Genomic DNA, 13,654 nt, shown 5'->3' on the forward strand with positions numbered 1-13,654 from the left:
TGAGTATGCTGTTGCGTAAAAAAAGGGGAAAAGCTATCCCCTTTTTTTACTACTACCAAATGAAACCTGCTGTTATACCAACTGCAGCTCCGCTGTCAAAGTAATAGATAACCGGCACATCAATTTTCACTGGCCCAAAATTAAATCCAATGCCAGTCATCACTCGTGCTCGTGCCCATTTTGGCTTTTTATCAAGCGTTTGCCCATTAACATACAGATTCCCCGGAGTTACCTGGTATTGGTTTTCAGGTAAAGGTGTCCCATTGACTGCTATATCCTCAACCGTGGCATCAGCTGCTGCTTTGAGCACTAAATCACTGTTGCCTTTAACAAGGTCAATACCTGCACCCAAATTAAGGTTTAAAATCCACAAAAGCTGTAGCGCAGTATTAATTTCAAATGGCACACTTAGTGTATACATATTGAGAGCAATATCAAATGAAGGGTCTATGACTACATTACCAGTAACAGTATTAGAACCTTCAGTATTAGAAAATGGTTGTTTTATCTTATCCATCTTTATCCTGTATGTCACATCAGTCGTCTGATACACCAACCCTGTTCCCACTGTTAATCCCCGCCAGCGCAACAATCCAATACCAGCTTCATCAAATATGCTATATGTTACACCACCTCCAACAATGAATGTGTTGAAGCTAAAGTCATCATTATCATATACCCAGGAACTGTCAAATTTACCAAATTTGGCATTGATATATAACCCCGGTATTAAAAATCCCACATGTATGCCTATATTAACAAGAGCAACACTGCCTGCAACACCAGCATAAAGATCACCTTTTGCTTTTATATCATCTTCTATTTTGCCACTTTTATAATAATCAATATTTGTTGTAGGCGCCTGTGCTCCAATCATAACACCGGTGGTTATTGCAAATAGTGAATAATTTTGATAGCCTTGCTGTGTTGCAGCATTGGTAGAATATACATTGGCATTGGCAAAGCCGATAGCTAATTTTTCCTGATCTTGATATGGAGCTAAATCAGCATTAGCCTGTACCATAGCATTTGCAAATTCTGTTGCTACTGCATTGTTTAAATTTGCAAAGTTATATCCAGATATAGTTATAGAGGGTGGTGTTCCTGTTATTGTAGCACCAAACACCAAATGTGCAGGTAACAGTACTGCTGCCAGCAACGATATATAAAATAGCCGTTTCATTGTAATCCTCCTGTTGATTACCATTATAAACTATAGTATTGACATGTTCTTGATACTACAAGGGGACAATTTGTACTTGTTCCCTTTTACTTGTTCCCTTTATGATATATCAAATTAAAATGTATTGGTGCAAAATTTTTTATTGTTCACTACGTTTGTCAATCCTCTATCCCGTAAAGCAGATAACACTAATTTTTACCACAAATTATTTCAAAAAAATGAAATTACCAAAAAACCTATACAATGAATGTGTTGTGAACAGTTGGGATATGAAGATGGGCATATAATATATTAACTTTACATAGTTTACAGTAAGCTATCATTGTTGATATGATATTGTACAATGTGATGCAAAAGATCATCTACAATATATAAAATTACCTTATAGTTGTAGTGTAGTGTTTTTACAAAAGCATTTTATTAAATGTGATGATGCAAGACTCAGTAAGGGTGAAATATAAAAAATATTCTATGAATTTCACGCATCAAGTAAAAATTCATGATTGTGCGTATTCATACTTACAAATGCTTTTAAATAAAATGCTCATACCAAAACGATATAAATAATATTTAAAATTTTACAATTCTTGTATCAATCCACAATAACATCACATGCAATGATATTTAAAAATAACCTCTCCACCACACGGGGTTTTTATCAATATGCAAAATACAAAGTGTAATTTTTAAACACAATTAGCAAAACCAATTTTAGCTAAACTGCTATCAAACAAACCCCAATACCACCGTACAGCCACCCCTTGGGGAATTAAATTTGACACAAAGAAATACTTTTTAATTGCAACTTTATTTTTTTCTTCTTTCCTTTTTCCACTTTGCTTTATCTAACTTTGTCCAGCTTTCAACAACATGATATGTCATACTTGAGTATTTATCTTCTGTTTTCTTTTTACTACTTTTGGGTGTTACATGTTTTAGTTTGCTTTCAAGTTCTTCGTGCTCTTTGCGGGTCATCTTTTCTTCATTCATAAAAAATTCATGGAGAAAATTAATTGATACAGAGTTTTCCTGTAATAGTTTTATAAACTGTGAGATTCTCTTTTTGTTGATTAGGTTTTGAATCAACATCTGCGGTATCACATCAAACCCATAAAGAGCTGTTGCAATTATTGCTACAAGCGGAACAAGCAATGATACTTTACCTCCTCTTTTGATAGCTGAAAATAGTAAAGAATCTTTTTCATAAGTATTGATACAATAAACAGCCAGTGGAAGCAGCGCAAATGGATGATTTACATTGAGTCTGGTATAAGTATTTTTTGACCACCTGCTAGCAAATGTCACACAGTGTTGTGTTAGAGATGTTTCGTCATCAGTTAGCGGTAATTTTTCTATCATGAGGTACAGGTCTTTTGCAGCTTCAATAACTTTTTGCGGATTTCCGCCATTATCGAATATGGCCGAAGAATAAGTATGCGTAAATTCTACTGTGTGTATAGCTGCCGTATGTAACACTGAAGTGTCACATGTGATGAGCTGTCGCTTAAAAATTTCTTCTAGTAAATTATATAAAAACAGCGATGATGAAAAAGTAGCAGCGTTTTTGTTGTGCGTGAGAATAAAATTAATAATAGATTCAGGATGCTGTTTTTGTAAAAAAAACAACGTTGGGATACAGATAAGCAATTCAGATGTAGGGGAATCATACAGTGAATCAAGATGTTGTAAAAATCCCTGGGGGTGTCGAAATACATGAGAGCTATCGCCCAGGGAAATAATAAACTGTGAGACATGCTGATAGTTGAAGAATTGCGAATGTATATTTATTGCTGAAAGAATAATGCAATATTGCGAAAGAGCGGTATACAGGCCTGGTTTTTTCCACAGATGAAGTTTATGTTTTAAAGCAGGAGTTGGGTCAGTGTAATCGTGTAGTGTGCTAAAAACATTGTGTATGTGCTCTGCGCTGAGATTGTCAAGGGGGCTTGCGAATGCATCAGCAACAATAATACTGTGAAGAATCTGTGATAACTGTGTACGGTCCATAATTATAGCTCATTACATATATCCTTTGCAGTCAAGTATGAAACTGTATAAAATAATTGTAAATGTTTTATTATATAATTATGAAAAATATTTATAATAACATCCTAAAAGAAGGATTAATTTTTATGGGATATCAAAAAAAAAATTGCATTTATTTATTAAAAGACAGTATAAAATAATGGTTATTTTCCAGCAATCTATTGTTAGTATTCTATATCATATTTACGTTACTAAAGGGGGTTGTAATGAAACGGGTTTTAATATACTCACTAATCATGAGTTTGGCTGTTTTTGGTAGCAGTTGCACCAAGCAGAAGATTGATGATTATGCCACTATAGCCTTTAGTATTGGCGATGTAAAGAAGAATGGTCAAATTGCTAGTATTGGTGATGTGCTTAATCAAAACGATGTTATTGAAACAGGTACAATGTCTTCCTGTGATATTAAAATTGGTGATTCTATGATCCGTATAAAAGAAAATTCAAAAGTAATTTTGGCTCAGCTTTTGAGGAAGGACGGACTAGAAAATACAACATTAGGGCTTGATGTGGGCAAGATGATCTGCAAGCCCAAGAAACTTTTAAAGAACGAAAGTTTTCTTGTTAAAACTCCAACGGCAGTTGCAGGTGTTCGGGGAACAAATTTTTCGGTTGAAGCTGATCCACAAAAGACTACCAGAATAAAGGTTTTTGAGGGGAAAGTTGCTGTAGTAAAACGAGTTGAAGTGGTTGAAGAACATATCGATAAAATAATGGAAGTAGCACCGGCTGTTGAAGAAAAGGAAAAGGTAGTTATTACAGTGGAGGACGTTAAAAAAGCTGAGAAGAAAATCGAGCAGGTATTGAAGAAAGAAGGTGAAACAACTCCACAGGCAATAGAAAAAGTTGTTGCTGTAGCAAAAGAGGAAGTTGTAGTTAAGAAAGAAGAAGTGCAAAAATTCAAGCCTGAAGATTTCAAAGAAGAGAAACAGGAAATTATAAAGATTGAAGAAAAGCCTAAAGAAGTTGTAAAAGAGGTTGCAAAAGTTGTTAAGAAAACAAAGCAGATACCACAGCCTGAAGGCCAATTGCTTGTGACTCGATATGAAATATATTTTATAAAGGATGGCCGTGTTGAGTGGGAAGGAAAGGTCATTAATCCACCTACAAAAACCGAGGATAAAATTTATATAGCATCTGGTGATTATATCTTCTGTGCTAAAACTGATGGAACTGTATTGTGGCGCAAAAAATTAACAAATGATGGTAAGGTTGAGTTAGAAGGAGACAAGGTTGCTATATATGCAAAAGGCCAAAAGAAGCTACTTGACAAACTGACAGGAGAAGAAGAATAAATAAAGAAAAATAGGGCTTGCGAAGGCAAGCCCTATTTATTTAAAATAAACTTGTTTACTAAAAATTCTGTTTGAAGTGGTGTTAAATCAAACTGCTGGCTTGCTTTTTCAATGAGTTTTGCAATGTCAGCATCAGGGTTATCCTGTAATTCAAAACTTATAAAACGGATTGCGTCTTCCATCGATTTATCCATAATGATTCCCTCCTACAGTGCCCGTAAAAATTCGGGTTTTAATAGTGATTCATCCTTCTTTTGTATGATTTCATCAAGTAATTGAATGACATCATTCTTTTGCTGTGGCAAGGTTGCCTTGATTGGAAGATAATTTGAAGCGTGATTTGATGTAAAGTAGCATGGGCGTGTAACATCCATGTTTTCAACAATGAGTTTTAGTTCGCGCAATAATCCAAATTTATCAGGTAGCGAAAATTTTCCCTGTATATAATCTCTGTACAAAGGCGTGTTTGGCAGAAGCATAACGGTGAGTGCGGATGCATAATCAGGAGACATTGCTCCAAGGTGTTTGCCAGTATCTATGGCATGTGCAATGCTTAAATCAAGTCCTCCAATGCCAAGCAATACCGTTTGTGATAGCAAAATTCCTGCCTTTTTTATTTTTTCTGCTGCTTCTAGTTGTTTGTGGGGCAATGCACCTTTGCGGATTTTTCGTAGCACTGTTTCATTTCCGCTTTCAATACCCTGATACACTATCCCAAGGCCTGCAGCTTTTAGTTCCTGTAATTCGGTTAATGATTTCTTTACTATGGCTTTGGTGTTTGCATACACGCCAATGCGCTCAACCTGTGGGTTTTTACTTTTAATATAGTCTATTATTTGAAGCAACGTCTGTGTGGGCAATATTAAAACATCTCCATCTGTTAAGAAAACACGTGTAAAACGGTAGCGAGACGCCTCATCAATATCGCGCTTTATGGTTTGCATATCTTTTACATAAAATTTCTGTTCCTTGTATGTGCCACAGAATGTGCACATGTTATGCGAGCAACCAACAGTCACCTGTACTATCATGCTATACGCTTCTGAAGGTGGCCGTATTATATGTCCTACATAATCCATAGGCTCTCCTAAAAAATCAGATTGTCATATTACAGTTGTTTGGGCATCATAAAATCTCAATAATAGCCAAACGATACAATTGGTGTTCAAGAACACATTTTGCATTTATTGTATCACCAGCTATAGCTAACATAACTGTTATGCACAACTTTTTTAAAAATGTTTTGGCTCAGTGTTCCATAAAAATTTATGTAACTGAATGTTGAACCGCACTTTCATCCTGTCTCTAAGAATATATTCAGCAAGCGTGTATGGCTCCATTAAACCATCAACCGGCGAAAAATTAATTACACATGGTACATCTACCAGATATTTTTTGATGAACTCTTTAGAATAATTATAGTCATTGTCATCGGCAATAACAAATTTTATTTCATCATGGGGACTAAGCAAGGGAATATTAGAAAAATTGAATGAGTCAGCATGACCGCTTGATGGTGTTTTAACATCAATAATTTTATGAACCTGCGGTGGGACATATTCAACAGAAATGCTGCCGTTGGTTTCAAGCTGAAGTGGCACATTTTTTCTACAAAGAATTTCCAAAAGGGCTATTGTATTTTCCTGCACAAGCGGTTCACCGCCGGTAATGGTAATATGATGCAATGATGGATATGCTTCTATTGTTTGTATAATATTGGCGATAGTAACTGTTGATCCGGTCCTAGCATAGGGAGTATCGCACCACCTGCAATTGAGATTACAGCCAGCAAGCCGTATGAAAAGCGAGGGGAACCCTGTGCGAGTTGTTTCCCCTTGCAGGGAGTAGAATATCTCATTGACACACAGTGTAGCATTATATGTCTTCATTTTTAGTATATTTGAATTTATTTTTTGTTATGTACTACTACCCTTAAAATGAACAGGAAAAACAATATCATAAATCACACATGGAGAAATCTCTTACATCCTTTGTCATAAATGTTATTCTGAATCACATACGTAATCACGATTGACACTTGTAATTTTGCATCAAACACTGTCACTTTTGAATAAAAAAGGTCTTTCAGCATCACAAACATCATTGCCAACCATAAAATTCATTTCAGAACCACAAATGTTATTCTGTACCAAAAATGTCATTTTGGACTTGTTCCAGAATCTTTACATCCTTTACAATCCTGAAGCATTTTTTTACAATAAGTTTTTGTTTCATGAAGTGTATAATTGCAAGCATCTTGATTCAATGTATAGATTATAATTGCCACCATGAGCTTTTTTAAGGTAACTATCGCACATAATAAAAAAATATGTGTATTATGCAATAATAAAAAATACGCTATGGATTAATTGATTTACAATAAAAAATGGTTGAAATAAAATTGCAAAAATTTGAAAGTAAATGTATATTCTGACAGTGCAGATAATGAAACTTTTAATCACGAGGTGTATAGTGTATGGCAGGTAAAGGTGATAACATGAACAGTACCATTGGCGAAGGTTCTGTATTTGAGGGCAAGTTTTACATAAGCGGTTCATTGCGGATTGATGGTAAGTTTGAAGGCGAAATAAAAACTGATGAAGAACTTGTAGTTGGCGAAACCGGCAAAGTCAAGACAAATATTCATGCAAAGAATGTAGTGGTTGCCGGGACAGTAATAGGGAACATTGTTGCTGATGAAGAAGTTAAACTTTTGGAAACTGCAAAGGTTCTGGGTGATATTGAAACGCCAATCCTCACTGTTCAGCGTGGGGTGGTGGCACATGGCATGGTTACCATTACAGGCGGTCAGAAGAAGGATGTAAAGAAGCTTATTGAAGAATCATATGCTGGCTCGCCTCAAGCCCAAGGATTGTTTGGCAAAAAGGGTTCTGAGAAATAATTAGCCATAAGGTGGTGCCGATACATATACTATGAAACACTGGCAGCTACATATTAATTCTAAAGCTAGTCTCAGTATTACTATTTTGTCAGCTGAGGTAATTATCATATTCAGAGGTAAAAAAAATACAATTATAAAATCAATTCCTTTTAAAAAGATTCAAAATGTATTGTATGCATGTGGAATAATTACTGCAGTGGTAGTTTTGTGTGTTGGAATGGTTGGCTTTAATGATGTGTTCAAATCTGAAGCTGCTTGGTATGATGAAATAAAGAAGAAAGCAATTACCACCAAAGATTATGAAGAAAATGATAAAAAACCTGCTCTGAAGATTATAAAGCACACCGTAAAACCTGGAGAATCCATAAGCGAAATTGCACGGCTCTATGGCGTATCAATGGATACAATATGTGGGTGTAACAAGCTGGAGTCGTATGACCTGGTACACGTGGGACAGGTGTTAAAAATCCCTAACAAGGATGGCTTGCTTGTAAGCGTACAGCGCGGACAAACATTACCGGTGCTGGCTAAAAAATATAATGTAGCAATTAATAAAATTATTGAAGAAAATACTATAGCCAATCCTGATTTTATTAATGTGGGTCAGGATATTTTCATACCCGATGCAAAACCACTGGATATTTTTAAGGGATTTTTATGGCCGGTCAAAACCAAAAATGTGACAAGCGGGTATGGATGGCGCAAGGATCCTTTTTATGGCGAAACCCAGTTCCATCAGGGTATTGACGTGCGAGCTCATTATGAATGGGTGCGTGCTAGTAAGTATGGCAGGATAAGCTATGCAGGGTGGTTAGGTGGTTATGGTAAAGTAGTGGTGATAACGCATCCTGGCGGCGACAGGACGTTATATGGCCATCTTTCAAAAATAATTGTACGAGAGGGGCAATATGTAAAACAGGGCCAGATCATTGCAAAAAGCGGCAACACTGGTAATTCAACAGGCCCACACCTTCACTTTGAAATCATACGTAAAGGGCAGCATATTAATCCGTATACCGAATTGAAAAAGAAACATTGAGTATATAACAAACAATAATTCACAAACAGGATATATGTATGGCAAAGCTTAACTTTGTGTGCGAAATTGGTACCGAAGAAATACCTGCAGGGTATCTTCCACCAGCAATTGAACAGGTGGAAAAAATTGTAACTGATGGATTGAAAGCTTATCGCATTGGATTTTTTCAGTGCAAGGTTTTTGCAACACCACGGCGCATCGCTATACTGGTGTATGACATGGCCTTGCATCAGTCCGAAGATTTTGAGGAACTCAAAGGACCTTCGGTAAAAGCTGCTTACGATGACAAAGGTAATCCTACTAGAGCATTAACCGGTTTTCTTGAAGGAAATAAGATTACGCTGCAAGACACCTATATACAGAAGACCAATAAAGGCGATTACATCTATGCTAAACGTAAGGTTGAAGCAAAACCCACCACAGCGATTATCCCTAAACTTATTGAGCAAATAATTCTTGAGGTTAGTTTTCCCAAACGGATGCGTTGGAATGTGAAGCGTGTTTCCTTCCCCAGACCTATCAATTACATCTTTGTACTTTTTAATGATACAGTGGTGCACTATTCAATAGACGGCATTGAATTTGACAATAAGGTGCGAGGTCATTATATTCAGCACAATACTATGATACCACTATCACGGTGCCAGGATTACATCCCGTTACTAGAAAAAAATGGGGTGATAGTAGACCATACAATACGAAAAGACCTAATACATCAAAATTTACAAAAAGCAGCCAGCCAATTGAATGGAGTTTTAGTTGAGGATGAAGAGCTTCTGAACACTGTAACCTTTTTAACAGAATATCCCTATGTTGTAACATGTAGCTTTGATGAATCATTTTTGGCAATACCGGATATAGTTCTCATTACCGAGATGAAAGAGCACCAAAAATATTTTGCGGTGCGCGATAGCAACGGCAACCTTTTGCCTAAATTTCTGGTAGTTTCAAATAATCCTCCAACTGAGCACATCGTAAAAGGAAATCAGCGTGTAATACGGGCTCGTTTTACCGATGCACGATTCTTCTTTGAGGAAGATAGAAAAATCCCGCTTGCTGGCAGAGTGGATATGCTCAAAGGCATTCTTTTCCACAAGGAGTTGGGTTCTATCTATGATAAAGTTGAAAGGATGCAGACAATAGCAAAAGCTATTTGCAATGAGCTATCGATTGATGAATCTACCACCGCAAAGATTCAGCGTGCTGTGATGCTGTCAAAAACCGACCTTACCACCGCGCTTGTATTTGAGTTTACATCATTACAGGGCCAGATTGGCAAAATATATGCACTACTTGATGGCGAGGATACACAAGTAGCCGAAGCTATTGACTTTCAGTACAGACCACGTTTTCAGGGAGATGCACTCCCAGAGCATATTGTGAGCATTGTGGTATCGCTAGCTGAAAAAATTGATAATATATTTGGCTCCTTTTCAGTAGGCAATATCCCTAAAGGTTCTGCTGATCCGTATGCTCTACGGCGCCAGGCCGCAGCTATTGTAGATATGCTTGTTGAGCGCAAGATTCATTTAGACCTTGCAAAGATATGCACAGCCATAGCAGGTCAGTATAGTAATGGGCACAACTTAATTGAACAGATTCTTGAGTTTATTAACGCAAGGGCAAAGACATTTTTGTACGAAAAGCAATTTGCATTTGATGAGGTCAATGCGTGCCTTGCAGTTGGGTGCTATGATTACTATGAGTTGTACCTGAGGGCACAAAGCATTCATGAGTTCAGGAAAGATTCGCGTTTTGGCGATTTGCTTATTGCTTTCAAGCGGATGAACAACATCGTCAACGCTTTTATAAAGAAGAACCCAGGCTATACATTTACATTTAATCCTGATGCACTGGTAGCAGATGAGGAAAAAAATCTCTATCGCTTTTTCCATGAAAGAGAAACAACAATTAAAGACTATATTGCAAAAAATAAATATAAGGAGTTGTTCCTTTTACTTATTGAGGGCAAGGAAGCTATCGACACCTATTTTGAAAAGGTAATGGTTATGGACAGCAACATGGCAATTCGTGACAATAGGCTGGGAATGTTGCATCATATACTAACCATGTTTACCACACTGTTAGATTTTTCGCAGATTCAGGAGTAGGATATGAAAGTGTGTGATGGAGTTTACGCATATATCTGGCGTGGTGTATTTGAAAACAATTGCAATACATTTTATTTTGGTGAGCCCTTTAATATGTTTATTGACCCGGGCCTTGCTAAATATGTAGATATGCGCTTTGAAGATATGAAAAAAGATGGAATAGATACTAATTCAATAGAGCATGTAGTGGCCACACACTCACATCCCGACCATTTTGAAGGTTGCCACCAATTTATGGGCAAAGGTCCAAAAGTGGCAATGCATAAGGAAGAAATAAAATTTTTGAATGAAATAGGTCCCCAGTTTTTTGCCATGTTTGGCATGGCATTCCCAAAGTTTACTTTTGATATTGAATTAGAAGAAGGTCCGTGGAAGATTGGGAATGAAGTATTGCATGTGTATAAAACACCAGGGCATTCACCAGGTTCAGTGTGTTTATACTGGGAATCTAAAAAGGTACTTGTATGTGGTGACCTGATATTCAAGGAAAGCGTAGGAAGAACAGACTTCCCCGGCGGAAATAGCAGGCTACTTAAAGAAAGTATACAGCGCATGAAGCAACTGGATGTTGAATACCTTCTACCAGGACATATGGATATAGTAGTTGGAAAAAACAACATTAAGAAAAACTTTGAACTTATAGAAAAATATATATTTCCTATGCTATAGTTATAGGGGTATCCGGGCCTTTTTTGTCTGGCTATTCCAGAAAAGTGCAAAGGCAAGTGTTGTTTTTGAGGGTGGAGCTGCTTTTAATTCTTTGTCCCAGCGTTTGTGCAATTCAATGACCTTTTCAACACATTGCTTTGAAAAATTGAAATATTTCAGCGTGCTGGTGTTTCTCTTTTTGTGCAGCTCATTCTCTTGTTTAATGAATTCTTCTTCAAGTGTATGTATAGTTGGGGCGATAGCTCTGGTGAAATAGTCCCATTTGAAAATGGCCTGCCTGTGAATTCGTTCATGCATCCACCAATACGTGTCTGGTGAATAGGTGCTTGTCTCATTTGCAGGGAAATAATCTATTTCTTTTCCTGTAAGATAAAATGGCATAAAGACGCTTGTACAAGTACCCGATGAGCCGGTTGCCCAAAAGACAGGAACGTCTTTACGAAGATGTGCTACAAATGCAGCAACTGACTGGCTTGGACGTGTGGGAAGAAGTGAGGCATGCATGCATACTGTCCCCATATCAGTTTTATCGGGTGAGGGGTACTCATGGTCATTTCCATGATCGCGAAGAAGTGTAAACATGGTTTGAGGCGTTATGGAACCAGAATAGCGCAATGCACAGCTTGTTGTTCGTGATTGACGAGCAGCGCATTTTGAAAAGTATGTATAAAACCAGTCAGAGAAGCATTCTTTAAAATTAAAAGTTTTGCCTTTTTTTAAGTATCCTTTTTTACGTGCATAATCTTCAATGCCTTTCGATGAATAGTCAAACTCTTCTTCTATTGTCAATCCATTGGAAATGCTGCGAATGCCATCTACTTTTACAGCTACCCAGTGTTTATTTGCAGTTTCAAGAACGTATGCTTCTTTTGTATCGGCAAATATAAAGGAGTTGTGATAATACAGTTTATGCGCCATGCCCGCATTGCCACCCTGCCCGTAGCGTTGTATAAGTTCTGTTGAAAGCATTAATGCATCGTACGCAGTTTTGCAACGCTCAAGTGCAAGTCGCATTATATCCATTCCAAGCAATCCGGTTTTTTCATACGGTTCTTTTGTGAACACTGCCTCATTGCCAATGGCAAGGCCGTATTCATTTGCTCCCATTTCGCAGCCCCACATCCAGAATGGTGTTGAAATTAATATTTCGTTGGTTACTTTAACCTGTGGAATTGAAATGTAGGTGCATTGAACGGTGGTATCGTTTCCCCAATTGCGTTTTGCTATATATTTCAAAAGCTGGGCTTCGTTTGCTTCCCTATCACTATTTTTGGCCAGGATTACACTCCCATCAAAAGTAGCCTTGCCTGTTGCAACGATAGTATCACACATACCTTTATCCTCCAAAAATAGAATATATCTTTTAAATCATAGGTGCTCTGTTTCCATGCACTTCTTTTTGTGTTCAACAAAAAGCAACGTCAACGCACAATGCCACATCATTAAGTGTCTTCATTTCACCATTTGAGGATAATAAATGAAAATGCTTTACTTATATATATAAAATGAAAGGATAAAAGTCAAAATATTTTTCTACAAAAAATCCCCACTGCACAGTGCAATGGGGATTTTGATAGCTATTTAGTGATTATTATTTGCGCCATTGAGCCCATCAAGTTGTGAAATTTCCTCATCAGCCATTGGTGCTTCAAGCAAGTGTTCTGGCAAAAAGAATGTATTAGCAACAAGTGTAGGTACAACAGCACTGGCAATAACAGCTGCAATTAAGAAAGAATACTGGTTTTGGTCAATGATATTGTGAGTTAATCCAAATAGTGCTGCGATTGAACCAAACGTAAGCCCTGTTGACATGAGCAGTGTGTAATACCATCGTTCTTTTTGGCTCTCTTTAAAAATTCCTATTATTGGATATAACCCAAATATTTTTGTTATTACCTTGCCACCAAAAAGGATTAAAAATGGTAGAGGTGCCAGAAAAATTGCTGGTAAACTTACTAAAAAGCCAGCACGCAAAAAGTAAATTGGTGTTAAAAAGCCTATGGTCAATGTTCGTAATCGTCGCATAAAGAATTCATCTTTTGCAACACTTGAAGCAAGGACCATTCCTAATATATATGCAGGAAGTACTGCCTCACTTCCCGACCACAGTGCTAATGCACCTAATGCAAATAACACAAATAAAATCCATTTGGTTCGGATAGCTGCGGTTCGGTGGCCATAGATTTTTGTAAGCCGGGCAGTTACCACAGGCATGAAAATAAAAGTAACTATCGCCACAATTATAAAAATTATTGTTTTATAAGTAAATGGAGAGAAGATAATCCCAAGTGCAATCACCGTACCCAAATCATTGACAAAGCAAGCTCCTAAGATTCCCTTGCCATACTTTGTTTTGTTGAAACCATACTCAATCATGACTGCATAAACCACAGCCATTGATGTTGTTGA

General features: G+C 37.1%; 12 protein-coding genes. 5 read left to right on the forward strand and 7 right to left on the reverse strand.

Annotated features, from left to right (window positions below; genetic code table 11):
• Positions 1-52: 52 nt before the first annotated feature.
• Together N3F66_08105 and N3F66_08110 are read right to left on the reverse strand one after the other, a co-directional pair.
• Positions 53-1,183 (reverse strand): hypothetical protein, encoded by a 1,131-nt coding sequence (locus N3F66_08105; protein MCX8124111.1) that lies wholly within the window; start codon positions 1,181-1,183, stop codon positions 53-55.
• Positions 1,184-1,990: 807 nt separating this feature from the next.
• Positions 1,991-3,190: a hypothetical protein gene (locus N3F66_08110; protein ID MCX8124112.1), complete on the reverse strand. Its 1,200-nt coding sequence runs from the start codon at positions 3,188-3,190 to the stop codon at positions 1,991-1,993.
• A gap of 245 nt (positions 3,191-3,435) precedes the next feature.
• On the opposite strand from N3F66_08110, the gene N3F66_08115 reads away from it, so the two are divergent.
• Entirely contained in the window at positions 3,436-4,524 is a 1,089-nt protein-coding gene (locus N3F66_08115) for a FecR domain-containing protein (protein ID MCX8124113.1), read from the forward strand.
• 32 nt (positions 4,525-4,556) lie between these two features.
• Here the strand turns inward: N3F66_08115 and N3F66_08120 are convergent, their stop codons facing one another.
• The 3 genes from N3F66_08120 to N3F66_08130 all read right to left on the reverse strand — a co-directional run bounded on the left by N3F66_08120 (position 4,557) and on the right by N3F66_08130 (position 6,413).
• Complete coding sequence (locus tag N3F66_08120; GenBank protein ID MCX8124114.1) at positions 4,557-4,718, reverse strand: hypothetical protein; 162 nt, start codon at positions 4,716-4,718, stop codon at positions 4,557-4,559.
• A gap of 12 nt (positions 4,719-4,730) precedes the next feature.
• Positions 4,731-5,603 carry a radical SAM protein gene (locus N3F66_08125; protein MCX8124115.1) on the reverse strand — a complete coding sequence of 291 codons (873 nt, stop codon included), beginning with the start codon at positions 5,601-5,603 and terminating at the stop codon, positions 4,731-4,733.
• Positions 5,604-5,756: 153 nt separating this feature from the next.
• A complete protein-coding gene (locus N3F66_08130) occupies positions 5,757-6,413 on the reverse strand; it encodes a radical SAM protein (protein ID MCX8124116.1) in 657 nt (218 codons plus the stop codon).
• Positions 6,414-7,000: 587 nt separating this feature from the next.
• On the opposite strand from N3F66_08130, the gene N3F66_08135 reads away from it, so the two are divergent.
• From N3F66_08135 to N3F66_08150, 4 genes are read left to right on the forward strand one after another with little or no spacing between them, the layout of a single operon-like run.
• Complete coding sequence (locus N3F66_08135; GenBank protein MCX8124117.1) at positions 7,001-7,426, forward strand: polymer-forming cytoskeletal protein; 426 nt, start codon at positions 7,001-7,003, stop codon at positions 7,424-7,426.
• A gap of 31 nt (positions 7,427-7,457) precedes the next feature.
• Positions 7,458-8,465 (forward strand): M23 family metallopeptidase, encoded by a 1,008-nt coding sequence (locus tag N3F66_08140; GenBank protein MCX8124118.1) that lies wholly within the window; start codon positions 7,458-7,460, stop codon positions 8,463-8,465.
• A 38-nt stretch (positions 8,466-8,503) separates the two neighbouring features.
• Positions 8,504-10,576 carry a glycine--tRNA ligase subunit beta gene (gene glyS / locus N3F66_08145; GenBank protein ID MCX8124119.1) on the forward strand — a complete coding sequence of 691 codons (2,073 nt, stop codon included), beginning with the start codon at positions 8,504-8,506 and terminating at the stop codon, positions 10,574-10,576.
• Positions 10,577-10,579: 3 nt separating this feature from the next.
• Positions 10,580-11,245, forward strand: a complete 666-nt coding sequence (locus tag N3F66_08150) for an MBL fold metallo-hydrolase (GenBank protein ID MCX8124120.1) — start codon at positions 10,580-10,582, stop codon at positions 11,243-11,245.
• On the opposite strand, the gene N3F66_08155 is transcribed toward N3F66_08150, so the two are convergent.
• Both N3F66_08155 and N3F66_08160 read right to left on the reverse strand, forming a co-directional pair.
• The gene (locus tag N3F66_08155) at positions 11,246-12,577 is read right to left on the reverse strand and encodes a C69 family dipeptidase (protein ID MCX8124121.1); all 1,332 of its coding nucleotides are present in this window, start codon (positions 12,575-12,577) and stop codon (positions 11,246-11,248) included.
• Positions 12,578-12,826: 249 nt separating this feature from the next.
• Positions 12,827-13,654 (reverse strand): cation:proton antiporter (locus N3F66_08160; GenBank protein MCX8124122.1); only part of this gene is annotated, 828 nt, incomplete at its 5' end.

Source organism: Spirochaetota bacterium, assembly GCA_026414805.1.
Taxonomy (GTDB): domain Bacteria; phylum Spirochaetota; class UBA4802; order UBA4802; family UB4802; genus UBA4802.

What these genes read in the sequence shown, in the direction of transcription:
- N3F66_08105 (MCX8124111.1), bottom strand. Translation starts at nt 1,183, where the DNA reads ATGAAACGGCTATTTTATATATCGTTGCTGGCAGCAGTACTGTTACCT.
- N3F66_08110 (MCX8124112.1), bottom strand. Translation starts at nt 3,190, where the DNA reads ATGGACCGTACACAGTTATCACAGATTCTTCACAGTATTATTGTTGCT.
- N3F66_08115 (MCX8124113.1), top strand. Translation starts at nt 3,436, where the DNA reads ATGAAACGGGTTTTAATATACTCACTAATCATGAGTTTGGCTGTTTTT.
- N3F66_08120 (MCX8124114.1), bottom strand. Translation starts at nt 4,718, where the DNA reads ATGGATAAATCGATGGAAGACGCAATCCGTTTTATAAGTTTTGAATTA.
- N3F66_08125 (MCX8124115.1), bottom strand. Translation starts at nt 5,603, where the DNA reads ATGGATTATGTAGGACATATAATACGGCCACCTTCAGAAGCGTATAGC.
- N3F66_08130 (MCX8124116.1), bottom strand. Translation starts at nt 6,413, where the DNA reads ATGAAGACATATAATGCTACACTGTGTGTCAATGAGATATTCTACTCC.
- N3F66_08135 (MCX8124117.1), top strand. Translation starts at nt 7,001, where the DNA reads ATGGCAGGTAAAGGTGATAACATGAACAGTACCATTGGCGAAGGTTCT.
- N3F66_08140 (MCX8124118.1), top strand. Translation starts at nt 7,458, where the DNA reads ATGAAACACTGGCAGCTACATATTAATTCTAAAGCTAGTCTCAGTATT.
- glyS (MCX8124119.1), top strand. Translation starts at nt 8,504, where the DNA reads ATGGCAAAGCTTAACTTTGTGTGCGAAATTGGTACCGAAGAAATACCT.
- N3F66_08150 (MCX8124120.1), top strand. Translation starts at nt 10,580, where the DNA reads ATGAAAGTGTGTGATGGAGTTTACGCATATATCTGGCGTGGTGTATTT.
- N3F66_08155 (MCX8124121.1), bottom strand. Translation starts at nt 12,577, where the DNA reads ATGTGTGATACTATCGTTGCAACAGGCAAGGCTACTTTTGATGGGAGT.